Below are 18870 nucleotides of genomic sequence, written 5' to 3'. Positions count from 1 at the left end.
AGTTCGTCATCGGCCCAGCGCTGCGCGGCCGCCAGGATGTCGGCATTGATACGCAGCGGGTAGGCTTTTTTCTCGGCCATGGCTCAGTACAGCGAACCGGTGTTGACGATCGGTTGGGTGCTGCGCTCGCCGCACAAGACCACCAGTAAGTTGCTGACCATGGCCGCTTTGCGTTCTTCGTCCAGTTGCACCACGCCGTTTTTTTGCAGCTCGGCCAGCGCCATTTCCACCATCCCCACCGCACCGGCGACGATCCGCGTGCGCGCGGCAATGATCGCGTTGGCTTGTTGGCGCTGCAGCATCGCTTGGGCAATTTCCGGGGCGTAGGCGAGGTGGCTGATGCGGGCGTCGATCACTTGTACACCGGCATCGGCCAGGCGTTCGGAAAGTTCATCACGCAAATGCTGCGAGACTTCCGTGGCATGACTGCGCAGCGCAATCTGGCCATCCTCGTGCTGGTCGTACGGGTAGCTGGTGGCCATCGTGCGCAGCGCCGATTCGGACTGGATGTGCACGAAACTTTCGTAGTCATCCACGTTGTAAACCGCCTCGGCACTGTCTTGCACTTGCCAGACAATCACGGCGGCAATTTCAATCGGGCTGCCGTCGAGCTCGTTGACCTTGAGCTTGCCTGACTCGAAGTTGCGCACCCGCAGCGAGATTTTTTTCTTCGCATAAAACGGGTTGTTCCAACGCAGGCCGTCGTGTTTGACGGTGCCCACGTATTTGCCGAACAAGCTGAGCACGGCGGCTTGGTTGGGCTGCACCATGTACAGGCCGGTCAGGCTGAACCCGGCCAATACAGCCATGCCGATGCCGCTGAACACGCTACCGATGGAGGCTGGGCCTGCGGCATTGGCATCGGGGCCGATGCCGGTGATCAGCAACCAGATGCCGGCAGCGGCGAGCAGCAGCATCGCCAGCAAAAAGGGAATGCCGGGGAGGGAGGACAGCGGGTTTTCTTTCATGGCAAGGCTCGCATACGCCCGTCTGGGCTTCGGCATATTGATATCAAAATGATATCAATCAATGCAAGCGTCGTCCGACGAACGGTAGGCTGCCTGCCTGATCGGATGCGGCAGCTATTGCTGCGGAACGAGGTAATACAGGGGTGCCGGGCGTGATTCCCCGCTGGCATACAGGCCGGCCCCACCGGCGCTCCAGCCCAGTGCTTCGGCTTGCGGGATCCAGGGCACATCATGGGTTTCGGGCGGGTGGGAGACGGCATCGGCCCAGGTCTCGCCCTCCTGGCGACGGTAAAACAGCACGCTGCCATAGGTCAGCACCGCCAGCGTTTTGCGGTCGGGCGACATGTCGGCGGCAGTCACTTGCGAAAACAGCGCGGCCAGCGCGGGATCCTTGTCCCGCATCGCCGCGCTGACTTGCGGCACACCTTCCAGCCGGCCAATGCGGCGCGCCTCTTGCACCTGCCCATGCGGGTTGCTCAGCGGCAGTGAAAACAATTCCGGAGGGAAGCGCTTTTTCGATATCAACAGCACTTGCCCGGTGGCGGCATCCACGGCGACCGCTTCGCAATCGCGCGGGCCATCCGGCCAATGCGCGCGGATGCTCCATGCTGGCCGCACAACGCCGCTGGTCAGTTGCGCGGGTTCTTCAATTACGTGCAACGCAAAGTCACGCCGCTGTCCGCCGTTGTCGCCGGTATCGGCCAGCAGCAGGTAGTGCTTGCCGTTCAAATTGAAACTGGCGATGTCTTCCCAGTCGATGTTCTTGGCGCCCACCACATCAAAGCGTGCCAGCAGCCGGCCACGGGTGCTGATGGCATACAGCCGCGCCGGGTTGCCACTGTCGTTGTGCACCCACAGCACATCCTCGTGCACATGCGAGGCCGCTAAGCCACTGATTTCGTCCAGCTCGCGGTGGGTGATCAATCCAGCCAGCCGCGCAAACGGCAGCGAAGGGGCCGAACAGGCGGCGATGCAAACCAGCAGCGTGGCCAGGCACGTCAGTGGCAGCGCACGGCGGATGGCAAAAAAACGAGGCATGGGTGCAAGGATCGCATAGCCCAGCGCGCTGGCTGAGTCTGCTGCCTTTAGAATCGCGATTCCAGTGATCGAGTTTTGCCGATGACCCGAATTGGTACCCCCCTGTCGCCACAGGCTACCCGTGTACTGTTGCTGGGCTCGGGCGAGCTGGGCAAGGAAGTGGCGATCGAGTTGCAGCGTTTCGGGGTGGAAGTGATTGCCGCCGATCGCTACGCCAATGCGCCGGCGATGCAGGTGGCGCATCGCAGTCATGTGTTGGATATGTTGGATGGTGACGCCGTGCGCGCGCTGATCGCGCTGGAGCAGCCGCATATCGTGGTGCCCGAAATCGAGGCGATCAACACCCACGTGCTGATTGCATTGGAGGCGCAGGGTGCGCTGCGGGTCATCCCCACCGCGCGCGCTGCGCAGTTGACGATGGACCGCGAGGGCATTCGTCGTCTCGCTGCGGAGACGCTGGGGCTGCCGACGTCGTCGTACCGGTTTGTGGACACGCCAGACGATTACCGCGCAGCGGTAGCCGCCATTGGCCTGCCCTGCGTGGTCAAGCCGGTGATGTCGTCTTCGGGGCATGGGCAATCGTTGCTGCGCACACAGGCCGACATCGACGCCGCATGGGATTATGCGCAAACGGGTGGGCGTACTGGCGCGGGGCGCGTGATCGTGGAGGGCTTTGTCGATTTCGATTACGAAGTCACCCTACTGACCGTGCGCCATGCTGGCGGGACCTGTTTTTGCGCACCGATTGGCCATTTGCAGGAAGACGGCGATTACCGCGAAAGCTGGCAACCACAGCCGATGTCGGCGCTGGCGCTGCAACGTGCACAAGACATCGCCCGCGCGGTGGCCGACAATCTGGGCGGCTGGGGTGTGTTCGGCATGGAGTTTTTCATCAAAGGCGATGCGGTGTGGTTCAGCGAAGTCAGTCCGCGCCCGCATGACACCGGGCTGGTGACGCTGGCCTCGCAAGACCTGTCCGAATTTGCGCTGCATGCGCGCGCGATTTTGGGCCTGCCGATTCCGCACATTCGCCAGTTGGGGCCATCGGCCTCGTGCGCGGTGTTGGCGCATGGGCAGGGCGTGCCGGTGTTTGATCATGTGGACGCTGCCTTGATGCAGCCCGACACACAAGTACGTTTGTTCGGCAAGCCGCGTGTGGCCGGGCATCGGCGGGTTGCGGTGACTTTGGCGCGCGGCGACAACATTGACGCGGCCCGCGCCACCGCCCGCGATGCCGCCGCCGCGCTTGTCATCCACCTTGAATCCGAGTCTTGAATCTGAGTGAGGAGTCCACCATGAGCGAATCGTCTGGCTATGCCGTGTTCTTGTTTCCACAAGCGTTGGAGGCGTTGGGCGATGCGGTCAAGCCGTATTTGCAAACCGGCCCGGCCGGCCCGTTTGTGCCGTGCAAGGAAGTGGATACCGGCGGTGCGTTTATCGAGATGATGCTGGAAGGCCGTAGCCCGGACGGGCGCGTGATTGAACTTGAACTGATGGTGCCCGGAAATATGGTGCGGATGATTGTGTCTGCGCATAGTGAATCGGGCGGCCCGGATTTCGGGTTCTACAACCGCAAGCCAACACCATCCGTTGAGCCTGGGTTGCCGCCAACGGCCAGCGCCAACACGGCGGCAATATCCGTGCAGGGTTAAGTGGGCAGCGTCAGGCGGGCAAGGGTCCCCAGCCGCGCCCATCGAAGGCTTCCAGCGGCTGGAAGCGGCGTTTGTAGGCCATCTTCGGATGGCCGGCGATCCAATAGCCCAGATACAGATGTGCGCGGGCGTCACGCTGCGCCCATTCGAGTTGTTTGAGCACACCCAGCGTCCCCAAACCGCGTGCAGCTTCATCCGGATCGAAGAAGGTATAGACCGCCGATACCGCATCCGGCAGCACATCGCTGACCGCCACCGCCAGCAAGCGATGGGTGTTGCGCTGGCGAAGCTCCAAAAAGCGCCCGTCATTCCAGCTGCCGATCAGGAATTGTTCGAACTCGTGCGCGCCGTGGTCGTCCATGCCGCCACCGCGATGGCGTGCACCCAGATAGCGCTGGTACAGATCCAGATATTCGGCATGACTGGACGGCGCGACAATGTGCGCATCCACATCGACATTGCGTGCCAAACAGCGGCGCTGGCTGCGATCCGGGCAAAACGTGGCGACTGGAATGCGCACCGGCACACAGGCACGGCAACTGCCGCAGCTGGGGCGATACACGATGTCGCCGCTGCGCCGAAAGCCCCATTCCAGCGCCATGGGATAATAGCCAGACAGACGCGGGTCGCGCGGATCCAGCACCAAATCGCGTGCTTCCCGCTCTGGCCAATAGCCGCAAGGGTGTGGGGCGCTGTGGAACAGGCGCAGGTTGTCGGCGTCGTTGCGCATGTTGCCAGCATAGCGCCGTCGTTCATGTGTGGGCAGGGTTGGCGGTCAACCGTGGGTGAGGTGATGCGTTTTCGATGACAAGCCCGGACGGTACCGGGAGGAGAACGCACGATGAAGAAGTTACTGCTGTTGACCCTGGCGGTGTCTGCCGGTTTGGCCTCCGCGTGTGCCTTGGCGCAGTCTGCCAGTCCGTCGGCATCGCAGCCGGCGCAAGCCAAGCCGATGCAAGCCAAGCCGATGCAGCGCATGGACGCCAATGGCGATGGCGCGATCAGCAAGGACGAGGCGGCGAAGTTCCCGCGCCTTGCCGCCAGTTTTGATCAGATCGACACCAACAAGGACGGCAAACTGAGCCAGGATGAGCTGGCCGCATGGCGTAAGAGTCGCGCCGCTTCAGGTGATCGCATGCATAGCGGCTACAAAGACCCCGAAGATATGCAGGCCCGGCGTGCCGCATGTTTCGACAAAGCCGACACCAATCACGATGGCCAGTTGAGCCGCGATGAGTTCACTAAAATGGGCGAGGTCTGCGGGATGGGCCATGGGGGCCGTGGGCATATGCCGCCACCTGCACCGCCGGCACCGCCTGCTGCTCCGGTAGCGCCGGTAAAGAAATAGTCCACGTGCACCACCACGGCCCGCCCAGTGCGGGCCGTGTGATTTTGTTGCGTCAGTGCCTGCGCACGACGCGCCAGGCCGTGCCGTTGCGCTCGACATCGACCAATTGCGAATCTTCCACGTCCAGATCCAGTTGCACCGTGCCACTGCCGCTGCCATCGGTCATGTAGTCGTGCACGGCGATCACAAAACCACCGGTGGCCGGGCAGATGGATGCCGGGTAGAGCTGGCTACCGCGAATGTCGGACAAGGCTTGCAGCAGTACTGGCGAAGGATCCTTGCCATCCACTTCCAGGCAGGCGTGCCGGGGTTTGCGGTTGCGCACGGCTTCATCCAGCAATAAATGCGCCAGTGCGGTGGGCACATCGACGCGGTGCACGGCCAATTCGGTAATCGTTTCCGGAATCGGGGGCGGCGGAGTCTTTGCCATGCTCCGCGCCGTTGGCGGGGGGGCAACGCTGGGTGCTGGCGCTTGTTTGCGCACGGTGTAGGTGATCAGGCCAATCCCGGCGATCAGCAACACCAGCAAGCCTTGACGTACACGCTTGCCACTCCAGAAACCAGAGGTGGTGGCAGCGTGACGCGCGCTGGGCAGAAAACTGGGTAACTCTTCGCGGGTACTCTCAAGCAGGCCCATGTCACGCAGCAGTTGCCGGCCGCGGGGCTGGTCTTCGGCATTCACGATCCAGACTGCGGGCACCACAACCGAGGCTTTGCGCTGGTCGTAGCTGAAGTTGCCACGGCGATGGCCTTTCCAACTGCGGCCATTTTCGATCTTGACCGCAATGCCTTCGGCACGCAGCAGGTTGGCGACCTCTTCCACGTTTTCAAGGCGCTGGCTGGAAAATACCTTTCTCACGCAGTTTGACCGTTGGCCAATACACGGATCAGCCCTTCCTGCGCGGTGCTGGCTACCAAGCGGCCACTGCGGTCGTATACCTGTCCCCGCGCCAAGCCGCGCCCACTTTGTGCGCTGGGGCTGTCGATGGAATACAGCAGCCACTCGTCGGCACGGAACGGGCGGTGGAACCACAGGGCATGATCCAGCGATGCCATCAACACGTTTGGTTGGTAATAGCTGATGCCATGTGGAAAGGTGGCAGTACCGAGTAAATGGAAATCGCTGGCGTAGGCCAGCAGTGCACGATGCAACTCGGGAGCATCGCCCACTTTTTCCACCAAACGGAACCACACCTGTTGATACGGCGGGCGCTTGGGTGGGTTCAGCTCATCGCGCGGGTAGACATGGCGAAACTCGAACGGGCCTTGCCGATCCAGCCAGCGTTGCACCTTGGTGGGCAGGCGCGCCAGCGCTTCTGCCGACAGTGGCGGTGCAGGCTCCAGATCCTCGGGCAGGGGCACTTCAGGCATGGATAATTGATGTTCGCCACCGATTTCCTCATCCTGGAATGAGGCGGCACAGAAAAAAATCACCTTGCCATGCTGGATGGCGGTCACCCGGCGCACGGAAAAGCTGCCGCCGTCACGGGTACGATCCACCTCATACACGATCGGCGCTTCGATATTGCCGGCGCGCAGAAAATACGCATGCAGTGAATGCGCGTTGCGCGGTTGGTCCAAGGTCGCCTGCGCCGCCGAGAGTGCCTGTCCCAGCACTTGCCCACCAAACACGTACTTGGTGCCGATATCACGGCTTTGGCCGCGAAACAGGTTGTCTTCCAGCTGCTCCAGCGAGAGCAGCTCAATCAGTTCAGAGACGGGCGCATTCATCCCGCTGATTATACGGAGTTGCTGCATGGCCCTTCCTTTCAGGGGGCCGATTGGGTGGGGGTGGTGTTCAGCAGCGAGCGCGCCGCAGTGCTACCGCCGCCAGCACCGCAGGCCAGGGAAACTGCGGCCCCGGGTCAAGCTTGCGGCGCACCATGATCGACGGGTCATCGCTGGCAGGCACTTCGGCCTGGTCCAGATCCTCGTGCCCTGCGATCTGGATGAGCGTGGGAACTTGCCCGCCCAGCCATTGCAGCAGCGCAATCAGGGCTTCGATCTGCACATCGGGATAAGGCGCGTCCATCGCCTGGTGGCGGGAGTCCAGCCAATCCGGAAAGCGCCCGCGGTTGGCCAGTTCGATCCCGATACTGCGCGCATTCCAGCCATGGGTGTGGTGCGCCACGCGCGAGGGCGGCACATATTCTTCGATCCGGCCATCGTGGTCGATGTAGTAATGCCCACTGTTGCCGGTACCGGAGGGGTACAGCACGCGCTCGCCGTACTCGCGTGCGGTCGCCATATCCGGCAGCTCGGTGCAGTGGATGACCACACTGTCGATGGCGTTCAGCGGGCGTGCATCCAAAGACAGCACATACGGCAGTGGCAGCGGGTGGATGGCGAAGGAATACATGTGCCGATGCTAGCATTCACCCATGAAAGGACACTGCATACTCTCGCACGGCTTCGAAAGCGGCCCCGATGCCACCAAGGTGACCGCACTGGCCGAAGCCGCGCAGCGCCTCGGCTGGAGCCATGAGCGCCCGGATTACACCGACCTTGACAGCAAGCGCGAGGTGACGCCGTTGGGCGATGTGCCCGCCCGTATCGCACGCCTGCTAGCGTTGGCACAGGCGGCAGCACAACGCGGCCCGCTGGTCTTGGCGGGGTCAAGCTTGGGGGCTTACATCAGCGCCCATGTGGCACAGCAAATGCCGGTGGCCGGGTTGTTTTTCATGGCGCCACCGGTGGTGATGCAAGGCGCGCCGCCGATGCCGGCAGCCCATGTGCCCACGTCCATCCTGCATGGCTGGCACGATGAATTGATCCCGGCGCAACACGTCGTGGACTGGGCTGCGCCGCGCAGTGCGCGCCTGCTGCTGGTGAATGACGGCCATCGCTTGAGTGATCATGTGCAGGTCAGCGCCGAGGCGTTTGCGGCATTGTTGGGGGCGCTGTAACGCATGAAATTTTTTGCATCCTGCGGTAAAGGCCTGGAATATCTGCTGGCCGATGAATTGCTGGCACTGGGCTGTGCGCGTGCTACCGCCACCATGGCGGGAGCCAATGTGGAAGGCAGCTTGTTGGATGCGCAGCGGGCGGTACTATGGTCGCGCCTGGCCAGCCGCATCTTGTGGCCGATTGCCGAGTTCGAGTGCGCCGACGAGCACGCGTTGTACGCCGGTGCCGGTGCGCTGGATTGGACGCAGCACATCGGGCCGGGACACAGCATCGCGATTGATGCGCACGTCTCCGGCGAGGTCATTACCCATGCGCGCTATGCCGCACAGCGGGTCAAGGATGCCATCGTCGATAGCTTGCGCGGCAAGACCGGGCAGCGTCCGGATGTGGATGTGGACGCCCCCGATGTGCGTATCAGCCTGGTGCTGCGCAAGGGCCGTGCGCTGCTGTCGATTGATTTGTCGGGTGGGCCGATGCACCGGCGCGGTTGGCGCAAGGTGCAAGGCGAAGCGCCGCTGAAAGAAACCGTGGCGGCGGCGGTACTGCTGCGCGGCAAATGGTCGCAGGCATATGCCGAAGGTGGCGACCTGCTGGATCCGATGTGCGGCAGCGGCACGTTATTGATTGAGGGTGCGTTGCTGGCGGCCGACGTGGCACCAGGCTTGCGTCGGCACGACGCCCGCCCACCCACGCGCTGGCCGGGCTTCGATGTGGATGCCTGGACTGGCTTGCGGGTGGATGCGCTGGCGCGTGAGGCACGCGGCTTGGCCACGTTGCGCCCGTGTTTTTCCGGCAGTGATCTTGACCCGCATGCCATCCGCGCCGCCCGTGAAAACGCGCAGTACGCGGGTGTGGATGATGCCATCACCTTTGCGGTGCGCGATGTTGCGGATTTGCCCGTGCAGCAAAACCCGCTGGGTGTAGTGGTGTGCAATCCGCCGTATGACGCACGACTGGCGGCCGATCCCGCCCTGTATCGCGCGCTGGGTGATGCCCTCAAGCGCGCCACACCGCAGTGGCGTGCAGCGTTGCTGTGCGGGGATGCCGAACTGGCGCGTGCCACCGGCCTGCGGGCGAAGAAGAGTTATCAATTGTTCAATGGCCCGATCGAATGCAGCTTGATCGCGGTGGATCTGATCGCGCCAGTGCAGCGCGAAAACAGCGCGCCGCGTGCGTTACCGGAAGGTGCGCAGATGGTGGCCAATCGGCTGCGCAAGAATCTGGACAAACTCGCACGTTGGCGGCAGCAAGCACAAGTGAGCTGCTATCGCGCCTACGATGCCGATATCCCCGAGTATGCGTGCGCGGTCGATGTGTACACCACCATCAACGATGACATCTGGCTGCACGTGCAGGAATACGCCGCGCCGGCTGAAATCCCGGAGGCCACCACCCGCAAGCGCTTGACTGATTTGCTGTTGGCGGTGCGCGAGGTGTTTGGACTACCCAAGGAGCGGGTGGCGGTGAAAACCCGCAGCACCGGCAAAGGCGGCTCGAAATATGGCCACTTCGATCACCGTGGCGAATTTCTGATTGTGGAAGAAGGCGCGGCGAAGCTGCAGGTCAATCTGTTCGACTATCTGGATACCGGCCTGTTTCTGGATCATCGCCCGCTGCGTGCGCGGATGGCGCAGGAAGCACGCGGCAAGCATTTCCTCAACCTGTTTTGCTACACCGGCGTGGCCACGGTACAAGCGGCAGTGCAAGGTGCGCTACAGACCACCAGCGTGGATTTGTCGGCAACCTATCTGGAATGGTTGGCCGACAACCTGCGTGAAAACGGCATGGGCGGCACTCGGCACCGCATCACCCAGGCCGATGCGCTGAAATGGTTGGAAGCCGATAGCGGCCACTACGACGTGATCTTCTGTGACCCGCCCACCTTTTCCAACTCCAAGCGCGCCGACGACTTCGATGTGCAGCGCGACCACGTGCGCCTGTTGCGCGCCGCGGTGGCGCGGTTGGCGCCCGGTGGCGTGTTGTATTTTTCTAACAACTTCCGCCGCTTCAAGCTGGATGAAGCCGCCTTGGGCGAGTTCGCACGGATCGAGGACATCAGCGCCGCTACCATCCCGCAAGACTTTGCCCGCAATGCCCGCATTCACCGTGCATGGCGGTTGACGGTGCGCTGAGTCAGCCCACCGCGTTGTCCTTCATTGGCGGGTTACCGGTGACTTAGTGCGCTTCGTAGGCACCATAGCCACGCAGGCGCTGGTAGCGGCGTTGCAGCAGGTCTTCAATGGGCAGTGCTTCCAGGCGATCCAATTCATTCAGCAGCACCGCTTTCAGGCGCTTGGCCATCTGCACCGGGTTGCGGTGCGCGCCGCCGGCGGGTTCGCGCATGACTTTGTCGATCAGGCCCAAACTCTTCAAGCGCTTGGCGGTCATGCCCAGTTGCTCGGCGGCATCCTTGGCTTTGCCGGCGTCGCGCCACAGGATCGAGGCGCAGCCTTCCGGGGTGATCACCGAATAGGTGCTGTACTCGAGCATGATGGTGCAGTCGCCCACGCCGATGGCCAGCGCGCCGCCGCTGCCGCCTTCGCCAATCACGCTGCAGATGATCGGTACGCGCAGTTCGGCCATTTCCAGCAGATTGCGGGCGATGGCCTCGGACTGGCCGCGTTCTTCGGCATCGATGCCGGGCCACGCGCCCATGGTGTCGATGAAGGTCAGAATCGGCAGGCCAAAGCGCTCAGCTATCTGCATCAGGCGCAGTGCCTTGCGGTAGCCCTCGGGCTTGGGCATGCCGAAATTGCGCTTGAGCTTGCTCTTGGTGTCGCGGCCTTTTTCGTGGCCGATCACCATCACCGGGCGGCCGTCGATGCGGGCCAGCCCCCCCACAATCGCATTGTCATCGGCAAATGCGCGGTCGCCGGCCAGCTCCTGGAATTCATCGCAGATCACCCGCAGGTAATCCAGCGTGTACGGGCGCTGCGGGTGGCGCGAGAGCTGCGAGACCTGCCATGGGGTGAGGTCGCGGAAAATGGCCGCGGTGCGCTTGCGCAGTTTTTCCTGCAGCGCATGCACTTCCTTGTCGATGTTCAGCGCCGGGCCATTGCTGGCTTGTCGCAGCTCCTGGATTTTGGTTTCCAGATCCGCGATGGGCTGTTCGAAGTCGAGATAGTTCGGGTTCATTCGTGCAAGTTTAGCCCAGACCGCCGCCCATACCGAATCGTATGGCTAGCTGTTGGCCCACGGCCTTGCCAGTTGCACGTTGACCGTGCCAATCCCCGGCAGGCTGCGCAGCAGGCTTGGCAGCTGGGCATCCACGCGCAGGCCACGCCCACCATTCAAGGTGAGGCGGCCGATGCCGGCGGCGGTGATGACCTCCAGCAGCACCGGGGTTGTCCCGGCGTGTGATTTTAGGATGTCTTCGAAACAAGCCAGCGCATCGGGATGACGCAGGTCGAGGCGGATGGCGATACGCTGCGCCTGCTGGTTGCAGATCTGGGTGAAGTCCCAGCAGCGTTCTGCACGCAGCGAATAGCCACCATTGAATTCGTCCTCACGCAGGCCGCCTTCGATCACAAGCAGACGGTCGCGGGTCAGTAGTGGCGCGAATTCCTGCCATGTGTCGCCGAAGAAGCCGCATTCAATCTGGCCGCGGCCGTCATCCAGTTGCACGAACGCCTGCGAATCGCCGCGTTTGCGCATGCCCAGCACTTGCCCTGCGACCACGGTTTGCACCAGCGGGCGCCAACTGCGGCCTTCCTGCGGGCGATGGTTGCGAGAGCCGCTTTCCCAGATGCTGGCCAAGGCCGACAGGTCATGGCCCACGAGTTTTTGCACATCCTCGCGGTACGGATCCATCGGGTGCCCGCTGAGGTAATGCCCCAGCGTGTCGTGTTCGCCCTGCAGGAGTTGCGCCAGCGGCCACTCGTCGGTATCTGGCAGTTCGATCCGGATGTCACTGCTGCCGCCACAGCCGAACATATCGAACATGCCGGCATCGCGGTTCTTGGTCATCTGTTCGGTGGCCCGCATGGCCTCGGGCAATTGCAGCATCAGCGAGGCGCGGTTCTTCGCCAACGCATCCAGTGCGCCAGCATGGATCAAGGCTTCCTGCGTGCGCTTGTTCATGCCCCCGGCGGACACGCGTTGGCAGAAGTCCAGCAAGTCGCGGAAGGCGCCGCCGCTATCACGTGCGGCTTCAATGGCTTCGCATACGCCTTGTCCGACACCTTTGACTGCGCCCAGACCATAGCGAATCGTGTCGGGTGTGGTGGCCTTGAACATATAGCCGGAGGTGTTCACGTCTGGCGGCAACACGGTCAGCTTCAGCCCGCGGGCTTCCTCCAGAAAGGCCACTACTTTATCGGTCTTGTCCATGTCCGAGGAAAGCGTGGCGGCCATGAATTCGGCCGGGTAGTGCTTCTTCAGCCACGCGGTCTGGTAGGCCACCAGCGAATAGGCGGCGGCGTGCGATTTGTTGAAACCGTAGCCGGCGAACTTCTCCATCAAGTCGAAAATTTCGTCGGCCTTGGCCGCGCTGACCGCGCCCTTGGCGGCACCTTCGCGGAAGATCTCGCGGTGCTTGGCCATTTCGGCCGGCACTTTCTTGCCCATCGCGCGGCGCAGCAGGTCGGCACCGCCCAGCGAGTAGCCGCCGACGATCTGCGCCATCTGCATGACCTGCTCCTGATAGACCATGATGCCGTAGGTCTCTTGCAGCATGGCTTTGGTGCGCGGGTCGGGGTAGTCGAAGGTCTCGGTGCCGTGTTTGCGCGCCACGAACGAGGGGATCATCTCCATCGGGCCAGGGCGGTACAGCGCGTTCAGTGCGATCAGATCCTCGAAGCGGTCGGGTTTGGCGTCTTTCAGTGCGCGACGCATGCCGGCCGATTCAAACTGGAACACCGAGCCGGTATTGCCGTTGGCGAAGATGTCGCGGAACACGCTGGCGTCGTCCAGCGGAATGCTGCTGATATCAAGTGGTGCTTGGCCTTCCTGGGCGCGGCGAATATTGATCGCCTTCACCGCCCAATCAATGATGGTCAGCGTGCGCAGGCCCAGGAAGTCGAACTTCACCAGGCCCACCGCTTCCACGTCGTCCTTGTCGAACTGTGTGACGGGGTTTTTGCCCAGCAGGCCGTGGTCGTGTTCGGCATACAGCGGGCTGAAATCGGACAGCGGGCTGGGCGCGATCACCACGCCACCGGCATGTTTGCCGGCATTACGGGTCAAATCTTCCAGCTGCAAGGCAAGGTCGATGAGGTCGCGGACGTCGTCTTCACTTTCATAGCGCTGGATCAGCTCGGGTGAGGCCATCTCGCCATCCATCCCGCCCTTGCCCTGACCCATCGCGTCCTTCAGCGAGATGCCGAGGATGTTGGGGATCAGCTTGGCGATGCCGTCCACCATGCCGTAGCCGTACCCGAGCACGCGGCCGGTATCGCGCAGCACGGCCTTGGCCGCCATCGTGCCATAAGTGATGATTTGCGAAACGCGGTCGCGGCCGTATTTGCGCGCGACGTAGTCGATGACCTCGTCGCGCCGGTCCATGCAGAAGTCGATGTCGAAGTCGGGCATCGACACGCGTTCCGGGTTGAGGAAGCGCTCGAACAGCAGGTTGTACGGCAACGGGTCGAGGTCGGTGATCTGCAGCGCCCACGCCACCAGCGAGCCGGCGCCGGAGCCGCGGCCGGGGCCAATCGGGATACCTTGGTTTTTGCCCCACTGGATGAAGTCGGCCACGATCAGGAAGTAGCCGGGGAAGCCCATCTTGATGATGGTATCCAGCTCGAATTCCAACCGCGCCTCGTAGTCCTCACGGGTCTTGCCGGGTGCTATCGGATTTTTTTCAAGCCGCGCCGCAAGCCCGCGTCGTGATTCACTGCGAATCCAACTGTCCAGTGTTTCATCCGCAGGCACTGGATAGGCGGGCAGGAAGTAAGTGCCCAGTTTGAGTTGCATATTGCAGCGCTGCGCCAGCGCCACGGTGTTGTCCAGCGCGTCGGGGACATCGGCAAACAGCGCCACCATCTCATCGGTGGAGCGCAGGTATTGCTGCGCGCTGTAATCACGCGGGCGGCGCGCATCGTCCAGCACGCGGCCGGTGGAGATGCACACGCGTGCTTCATGCGCATCAAACCCGGCGGCATCCAGAAAGCGCACATCATTGCTGGCGATCAACGGCAAACCAAGTGTGCCGGAGGCATGCAGTGCAAATTGGTTGAACGCATCTTCGCCGTCGCGGCCGGTGCGGGTCAGCTCCAGATGCAGATCCGCGCCGAACACGCGTCGCCATTCTGCCAATTGCGCTTCAGCGATGTCATGCCGGTTGGCCACCGCCATGCGCCCGGCCAGACTTTGCCGGCCGGCAATGGCGAACAAGCCGGCGTGGTCATCGCGCAGCCACTCCGGATTGATCGCCACGCAATCGCCGCGCTGGCCTTCCAGCCAGGCACGGCTCAGCAAGCGCGACAAACTCAGGTAGCCGCTGTGGTCGCGGCACAGCAAGGTCAGTAGCGATGGCGCATCGCCGCCGTCGGCAATCAATACATCGGCGCCAGCAATGGGTTTGATGCCCACACTCTCGGCGGCTTTGTAGAACTTGACCAGCGCAAACAGGTTGTTGCGGTCGGTGATCGCCAGTGCCGGTAATTGCAGTTCCACTGCGCGGCTGAGCAGGTTCGGGCGGTCACCGGCTTTTTCCGGGCGCGCATAGTCCGGCTTCTCGGGCACGCGGATGGTGGAATCCACAAGCGAGAATTCGGTGTGCAGGTGCAGGTGGACGAATTGGGCGGGCATCGCGGTATCGCGTTATGACGTAGCAGGGTAGGGCGGTGACGCAGATGGAGCAAGGCTTGACATCGGCAACGGCATCAACCGGGGCCACGTGTCTGCAACAGTGCACGCACCGGCGCATAGCTGCGCCGATGTTCCGGGCAGGGGCCATGCGTCAGCAAGGCGGCGCGGTGCGCAGCGCTGGGATAGCCCTTGTGGCGGTCGAAGCCGTAGTGCGGGTAGTGCGCATGCAATTCCAGCATGCGGCGGTCGCGGCTGACTTTGGCCAGGATCGAGGCTGCGGAAATCGCCGGTTCGCTGGCATCGCCCCCAATGATCGCGGTGGCAGGGCAGGGCAAGTGGTTGGGGATGCGGTTGCCGTCGATCAATGCGTGTTGCGGTGTAATCGCCAGGCCCTCCAACGCACGCTGCATACCGGTCAAGGTGGCTTGCAGGATGTTGAGGCGGTCGATCTCGTCGGCTTCGACAAACTCGATGCGCCATGCCAATGCGCGTTCAAGGATCAGCGGATACAGCGCCTCGCGTTTGCGTTCGCTCAGTTGCTTGGAGTCGTTCAGGCCAGCAATCGGATGCGTTGGATCCAGAATCACCGCAGCCACCGTCACCGGCCCTGCCAGCGGGCCACGCCCGGCCTCATCCACGCCGGCAATGTGGATCATGGTTGCAACACCTCGGCCACCGCCTCCGCCGCGCGCGCCGACGCATCGCAGCGCAAGCTTTCATGCAGGGTCAGAAACTGCGGCTGCAAGGCAGCCACCGCGTCAGCATCGGTAAACCAATGCAGCAAGGCGCGATGCAAATTGTCTGCGGTGCATTGGTCTTGCAATAGCTCCGGCACCAGCGTCTTGCCTGCCAGGACATTGGGCAAGCTGACGTGTGCGGATTTCAATAAGCCGAACAATTTGACAATGCGATACGTCAGCGCGGAAATGCGATGGCCAATCACCATCGGCCGCTTGCACAGCATCGCTTCCAATGCAGCGGTGCCCGAGGCCAGCAACACCACATCGCTGGCGATCATGATCTGCTGCGCCTGGCCGTCGATGACGCGAAACGCCGGCGCGTCGCCGAGGATGGCGTCGATGGCGGCACGGCACTGTGCGTTTGCCGCCGGCACCAGCACGCGGAGACCGGGAATGCCTGCGGCAAGGCGGCGCGCGGCATCGACGAAGTCGGGCAGCATGCGACGGATTTCACCCAGCCGGCTGCCCGGTAGCAGCGCCAGAATCGGCGTATCGCTGGATTCGCCTAGCGCAGCGCGTGCGGCAGCGCGGTCGGGTTGCAGCGGGATCGCATCGGCCAGTGGGTGGCCGATAAAGCGCGCAGCCACGCCGTGCTGCGCGTAGATCGGCGGCTCCATCGGGAACAGACACAGCACGCGGTCGGCGCTCTCGCCGATCTTCGCAGCGCGCCCCTGTCGCCACGCCCAAATCGAGGGGCTGACATCGTGCACGGTGCGCACGCCGCGCTGCTTCAGCCAGCGCTCGACGCCGAGATTGAAGTCGGGCGCGTCGATGCCGATGAAGACATCCGGCTGCCACGCCAGCACGCGCTTACGAAATTGTTTGCGCAGGCGCAGCAAGCGCGGCAGATGTGCCAATACTTCGGCCAGACCCATCACCGCCAATGCATCGGCATCCCACCACGTTTGCATCCCCGTGGCGCGCATCAACGGGCCGCCAATCCCGGCAAATTGCGCATCCGGGTAGCGTGCACGCAGTGCGTGGATCAGCCCCTCGCCGAGTTGGTCGCCGGAGGTCTCGCCGGCGCACAGCGCAATACGAAGCGTCATCAGTCACCTCGTGCCAGAGCTGCACTGTTGCGGGGTCTGCGGTGTATCCCGAGTCGCTCCCCGATACTCGCTTTGTCGGGACACACCGCAGACCCCGCACCAGCGCTAATCGCGATGTTCACAGCAACCAATCTCACCGCAGCAACGGCCGCTCACCGGCGTCGATGAAATCGAGAAAAGCACGCACATCGCTGCTGCCCAGGGCGATTTCGCCCAGCTCGGTCTTGGCTTCTTCCAGCTTGGTATCGCCCATGAACAACGCACGGTAAGCGCGCTTGATTGCAGCGATGCGGCTGGCATCGAAGCCATGCCGCTTCAAGCCCTCGGCATTGATTCCGCGTGGGCGTGCGTATTTTTCTTGCGCCACCATCAAATACGGCGGCACATCGCCGTTGACGAACGCCCCCATGCCGATAAACGCAAAATCACCGATGCGGCAGAATTGATGCACGCCGGAGAAGCCGCTGAGGATGACGTGATTGCCCACCGTCACGTGCCCCGCCAGTGTGGCGTTGTTGGAAAACACGCAGCCATCGCCCACGCTGCAATCGTGCGCGATATGGCAGTACGCCAAAATCCAATTGCCGCTACCCACGCGGGTGCTGCCGCCACCGTCGCCGGTGCCACGGTTGATGGTGACAAACTCGCGAATGGAATTGCCATCACCAATCTCAAGCGTCACGCGCTCGCCACGGTATTTCTTGTCTTGTGGCTCGCCACCGATGGCGGCGTGCGCATGCAGGACGTTGTCGCGGCCAATCCGGGTGGGGCCTTCGATGGTGCAATGCGGGCCGATGCGGGTGTTGTCACCGATGACAACTTCGGCCCCGATCACCGCATACGCACCTACTTGCACGCCCGCCCCCAATACCGCCGACGGGTCGATCACCGCAGTGGGGTGGATCGCAGGCGCGGCGCAGTTCATTCGCGTGCCGCTGCTGCACACAGGATTTCGGCGCAGGCCACTTGCTGCCCATCTACCCGGGCCACGCCCACGTACTGCGCCATGTTGCGAATGCGGCGCTTGAGCTCCACATCCAACTCCAGGCGATCACCGGGCACGACCATCCGGCTGAACTTGGCGTTGTCCACTTTCACCAGATAAAACACTTGCCCCTCACCCGCGCCGGGGTCGCGCGAGAGCTGGGTGAGCAGACCGCCAGCCTGCGCCAGTGCTTCCACCACCAGCACGCCCGGCATCACCGGGTTGCCGGGGAAGTGGCCAGTGAAAAACGGTTCGTTGTAGCTGACATTCTTGTACGCCAGCACGCGCTTGTCTTTTTCGAATTCGACCACGCGGTCCACCAGCAAAAACGGATAGCGATGCGGCAGCAGATGCTCGATTTCGCTACTGGTGACAGGCAGGGTGACGGTGTCGTGTGAATCAGTCATTCGGAATCCTTCTCAGCACCGGGCAAGCGCCTGGCGATGCGATCAAGTTGTTTAAAGCGCGCCGCGCTTTTGCGCCAGCTGCGGTTGTCCATCAAGGGTGTGCCGGAAGAATACTCGCCCGGCTCACGGATGCTGTGTGTCACCAACGACATCGCAGTGATGATCACGCGGTCGCAGACCTCCAAATGGCCCAGTACGCCGGCACCGCCACCAATCAGGCAGTGCCGGCCGATGCGGGCGCTGCCGGCCACTGCCGCGCAACCCGCCATCGCGGTGTGTGCACCGATGTGTACGTTGTGGCCAATCTGGATCTGGTTGTCCAGACGCACATCGTTTTCCAGAATCGTGTCGTCCAGCGCGCCGCGGTCGATGGTGGTATTGGCCCCGATTTCGCAATCATCGCCAATGGCCACACCGCCCAGCTGCGGCACCTTGATCCAATGACCGGCATCCATCGCAATGCCAAAGCCATCGGCACCCAACACGACGCCGGGATGCAACAGCACGCGCTTGCCCAGCCGTACCCGCGTCACCAAGGTGACGCGGGCCACCAGCTCGCAGTCTTCGCCAATGACGCAGGCATCGCCAATCACACAGCCCGGGCCGATACGCGCACCCGCCGCCACTACGCTGCCCGCACCAATACTGACGTGTGGACCGATACTGGCGGCAGGGTCGACACGCGCAGTTGGATCGACGCATGCGGTGGAGTGAACGCCTGCAACAAACGTGGGTTTGGGTTCAAACAGCGCAGCGATTTTTGCATAGGCCGCATACGGATCGCGGGCGATCAGTGCGCTGCCTTGACGGCCCTGCACATCGGCCTCGCGCAGCACCACCACGCCGGCGCGGGTGTCCACCAATTGCGTGCGATAGCGCGGGTTGGCGAGGAAGGCCAATTGCGCGGGGCCGGCGTCGGCAAGGGTGCCGACACCTGTAATTGCGTGATCTTCCCCACGCAACTCCAGCCCAAAGCGCGCAGCCAGCATTGATGCGGTGTATGCCGGCGCGTTCATGCCATTGCCC

At 62.9% G+C, this 18870-nt stretch carries 18 protein-coding genes and 1 pseudogene; 5 read left to right on the top strand and 14 right to left on the bottom strand.

What is annotated here, in order from left to right:
* The 3 genes and pseudogenes from QWB57_RS10695 to QWB57_RS10685 all read right to left on the bottom strand — a co-directional run.
* Positions 1-80 (bottom strand): annotated as a pseudogene (locus QWB57_RS10695) (Arc family DNA binding domain-containing protein); the annotation flags it as partial.
* A gap of 3 nt (positions 81-83) precedes the next feature.
* Positions 84-968: an SPFH domain-containing protein gene (locus tag QWB57_RS10690; RefSeq protein ID WP_288969499.1), complete on the bottom strand. Its 885-nt coding sequence runs from the start codon at positions 966-968 to the stop codon at positions 84-86.
* 114 nt (positions 969-1082) lie between these two features.
* Positions 1083-2006 carry a hypothetical protein gene (locus QWB57_RS10685; RefSeq protein WP_288969498.1) on the bottom strand — a complete coding sequence of 308 codons (924 nt, stop codon included), beginning with the start codon at positions 2004-2006 and terminating at the stop codon, positions 1083-1085.
* A gap of 81 nt (positions 2007-2087) precedes the next feature.
* On the opposite strand from QWB57_RS10685, the gene purT reads away from it, so the two are divergent.
* Positions 2088-3281, top strand: a complete 1194-nt coding sequence (gene purT, locus QWB57_RS10680) for a formate-dependent phosphoribosylglycinamide formyltransferase (RefSeq protein WP_223626798.1) — start codon at positions 2088-2090, stop codon at positions 3279-3281.
* Positions 3282-3301: 20 nt separating this feature from the next.
* Positions 3302-3658 carry a hypothetical protein gene (locus tag QWB57_RS10675; protein WP_223626800.1) on the top strand — a complete coding sequence of 119 codons (357 nt, stop codon included), beginning with the start codon at positions 3302-3304 and terminating at the stop codon, positions 3656-3658.
* A gap of 10 nt (positions 3659-3668) precedes the next feature.
* On the opposite strand, the gene QWB57_RS10670 is transcribed toward QWB57_RS10675, so the two are convergent.
* Positions 3669-4388: an arginyltransferase gene (locus QWB57_RS10670; RefSeq protein WP_288969496.1), complete on the bottom strand. Its 720-nt coding sequence runs from the start codon at positions 4386-4388 to the stop codon at positions 3669-3671.
* 111 nt (positions 4389-4499) lie between these two features.
* On the opposite strand from QWB57_RS10670, the gene QWB57_RS10665 reads away from it, so the two are divergent.
* Positions 4500-5006 (top strand): EF-hand domain-containing protein, encoded by a 507-nt coding sequence (locus QWB57_RS10665; RefSeq protein ID WP_288969495.1) that lies wholly within the window; start codon positions 4500-4502, stop codon positions 5004-5006.
* 52 nt (positions 5007-5058) lie between these two features.
* Here QWB57_RS10665 and QWB57_RS10660 read toward each other — a convergent pair whose 3' ends face one another.
* The 3 genes from QWB57_RS10660 to QWB57_RS10650 all read right to left on the bottom strand — a co-directional run bounded on the left by QWB57_RS10660 (position 5059) and on the right by QWB57_RS10650 (position 7365).
* Positions 5059-5865: a hypothetical protein gene (locus tag QWB57_RS10660; protein ID WP_223626806.1), complete on the bottom strand. Its 807-nt coding sequence runs from the start codon at positions 5863-5865 to the stop codon at positions 5059-5061.
* Positions 5862-6737 carry an acyl-CoA thioesterase II gene (gene tesB / locus QWB57_RS10655; RefSeq protein WP_288969494.1) on the bottom strand — a complete coding sequence of 292 codons (876 nt, stop codon included), beginning with the start codon at positions 6735-6737 and terminating at the stop codon, positions 5862-5864. Before tesB ends, QWB57_RS10660 begins: the two co-directional genes overlap by 4 nt.
* 67 nt (positions 6738-6804) lie before the next feature.
* Complete coding sequence (locus QWB57_RS10650; RefSeq protein WP_288969493.1) at positions 6805-7365, bottom strand: N-acetylmuramoyl-L-alanine amidase; 561 nt, start codon at positions 7363-7365, stop codon at positions 6805-6807.
* Between the two features lie 22 nt (positions 7366-7387).
* Here QWB57_RS10650 and QWB57_RS10645 point away from each other — a divergent pair, with 22 nt between their 5' ends.
* A complete protein-coding gene (locus QWB57_RS10645) occupies positions 7388-7912 on the top strand; it encodes a YqiA/YcfP family alpha/beta fold hydrolase (protein WP_288969491.1) in 525 nt (174 codons plus the stop codon).
* Between the two features lie 3 nt (positions 7913-7915).
* Positions 7916-10045 carry a bifunctional 23S rRNA (guanine(2069)-N(7))-methyltransferase RlmK/23S rRNA (guanine(2445)-N(2))-methyltransferase RlmL gene (rlmKL, locus tag QWB57_RS10640; protein WP_288969490.1) on the top strand — a complete coding sequence of 710 codons (2130 nt, stop codon included), beginning with the start codon at positions 7916-7918 and terminating at the stop codon, positions 10043-10045.
* A 43-nt stretch (positions 10046-10088) separates the two neighbouring features.
* Here rlmKL and QWB57_RS10635 read toward each other — a convergent pair whose 3' ends face one another.
* The 7 genes from QWB57_RS10635 to lpxD all read right to left on the bottom strand — a co-directional run bounded on the left by QWB57_RS10635 (position 10089) and on the right by lpxD (position 18860).
* Entirely contained in the window at positions 10089-11048 is a 960-nt protein-coding gene (locus QWB57_RS10635) for an acetyl-CoA carboxylase carboxyltransferase subunit alpha (RefSeq protein WP_223626816.1), read from the bottom strand.
* Between the two features lie 45 nt (positions 11049-11093).
* Complete coding sequence (dnaE, locus tag QWB57_RS10630) at positions 11094-14663, bottom strand: DNA polymerase III subunit alpha (protein ID WP_223626818.1); 3570 nt, start codon at positions 14661-14663, stop codon at positions 11094-11096.
* 74 nt (positions 14664-14737) lie between these two features.
* Positions 14738-15319 (bottom strand): ribonuclease HII, encoded by a 582-nt coding sequence (rnhB, locus tag QWB57_RS10625; protein ID WP_288969488.1) that lies wholly within the window; start codon positions 15317-15319, stop codon positions 14738-14740.
* Positions 15316-16452: a lipid-A-disaccharide synthase gene (gene lpxB, locus QWB57_RS10620; RefSeq protein WP_288969486.1), complete on the bottom strand. Its 1137-nt coding sequence runs from the start codon at positions 16450-16452 to the stop codon at positions 15316-15318. The genes rnhB and lpxB overlap by 4 nt, the downstream gene beginning before the upstream one ends.
* 133 nt (positions 16453-16585) lie before the next feature.
* Positions 16586-17377 carry an acyl-ACP--UDP-N-acetylglucosamine O-acyltransferase gene (gene lpxA, locus QWB57_RS10615; RefSeq protein WP_223626824.1) on the bottom strand — a complete coding sequence of 264 codons (792 nt, stop codon included), beginning with the start codon at positions 17375-17377 and terminating at the stop codon, positions 16586-16588.
* Entirely contained in the window at positions 17374-17844 is a 471-nt protein-coding gene (gene fabZ, locus QWB57_RS10610) for a 3-hydroxyacyl-ACP dehydratase FabZ (protein ID WP_223626826.1), read from the bottom strand. The genes lpxA and fabZ overlap by 4 nt, the downstream gene beginning before the upstream one ends.
* On the bottom strand, positions 17841-18860 hold the full coding sequence (gene lpxD / locus QWB57_RS10605) for a UDP-3-O-(3-hydroxymyristoyl)glucosamine N-acyltransferase (protein ID WP_288969484.1): 1020 nt from the start codon (positions 18858-18860) through the stop codon (positions 17841-17843). Before lpxD ends, fabZ begins: the two co-directional genes overlap by 4 nt.
* Between the last annotated feature and the right edge of the window lie 10 nt (positions 18861-18870).

It is taken from the genome of uncultured Thermomonas sp., from assembly GCF_937872235.1.
In the GTDB taxonomy this organism is placed as follows: domain Bacteria; phylum Pseudomonadota; class Gammaproteobacteria; order Xanthomonadales; family Xanthomonadaceae; genus Thermomonas; species Thermomonas beijingensis.
Note: the sequence above shows the minus strand (reverse complement) of the source record. Positions and strands in the feature narration are given on the sequence as shown.

Coding starts and splice junctions, on each gene's coding strand:
- QWB57_RS10690 (WP_288969499.1), bottom strand. CDS start 968: ATGAAAGAAAACCCGCTGTCCTCCCTCCCCGGCATTCCCTTTTTGCTG.
- QWB57_RS10685 (WP_288969498.1), bottom strand. CDS start 2,006: ATGCCTCGTTTTTTTGCCATCCGCCGTGCGCTGCCACTGACGTGCCTG.
- purT (WP_223626798.1), top strand. CDS start 2,088: ATGACCCGAATTGGTACCCCCCTGTCGCCACAGGCTACCCGTGTACTG.
- QWB57_RS10675 (WP_223626800.1), top strand. CDS start 3,302: ATGAGCGAATCGTCTGGCTATGCCGTGTTCTTGTTTCCACAAGCGTTG.
- QWB57_RS10670 (WP_288969496.1), bottom strand. CDS start 4,388: ATGCGCAACGACGCCGACAACCTGCGCCTGTTCCACAGCGCCCCACAC.
- QWB57_RS10665 (WP_288969495.1), top strand. CDS start 4,500: ATGAAGAAGTTACTGCTGTTGACCCTGGCGGTGTCTGCCGGTTTGGCC.
- tesB (WP_288969494.1), bottom strand. CDS start 6,737: ATGAATGCGCCCGTCTCTGAACTGATTGAGCTGCTCTCGCTGGAGCAG.
- QWB57_RS10650 (WP_288969493.1), bottom strand. CDS start 7,365: ATGTATTCCTTCGCCATCCACCCGCTGCCACTGCCGTATGTGCTGTCT.
- QWB57_RS10645 (WP_288969491.1), top strand. CDS start 7,388: ATGAAAGGACACTGCATACTCTCGCACGGCTTCGAAAGCGGCCCCGAT.
- rlmKL (WP_288969490.1), top strand. CDS start 7,916: ATGAAATTTTTTGCATCCTGCGGTAAAGGCCTGGAATATCTGCTGGCC.
- QWB57_RS10635 (WP_223626816.1), bottom strand. CDS start 11,048: ATGAACCCGAACTATCTCGACTTCGAACAGCCCATCGCGGATCTGGAA.
- dnaE (WP_223626818.1), bottom strand. CDS start 14,663: ATGCCCGCCCAATTCGTCCACCTGCACCTGCACACCGAATTCTCGCTT.
- rnhB (WP_288969488.1), bottom strand. CDS start 15,319: ATGATCCACATTGCCGGCGTGGATGAGGCCGGGCGTGGCCCGCTGGCA.
- lpxB (WP_288969486.1), bottom strand. CDS start 16,452: ATGACGCTTCGTATTGCGCTGTGCGCCGGCGAGACCTCCGGCGACCAA.
- lpxA (WP_223626824.1), bottom strand. CDS start 17,377: ATGAACTGCGCCGCGCCTGCGATCCACCCCACTGCGGTGATCGACCCG.
- fabZ (WP_223626826.1), bottom strand. CDS start 17,844: ATGACTGATTCACACGACACCGTCACCCTGCCTGTCACCAGTAGCGAA.
- lpxD (WP_288969484.1), bottom strand. CDS start 18,860: ATGAACGCGCCGGCATACACCGCATCAATGCTGGCTGCGCGCTTTGGG.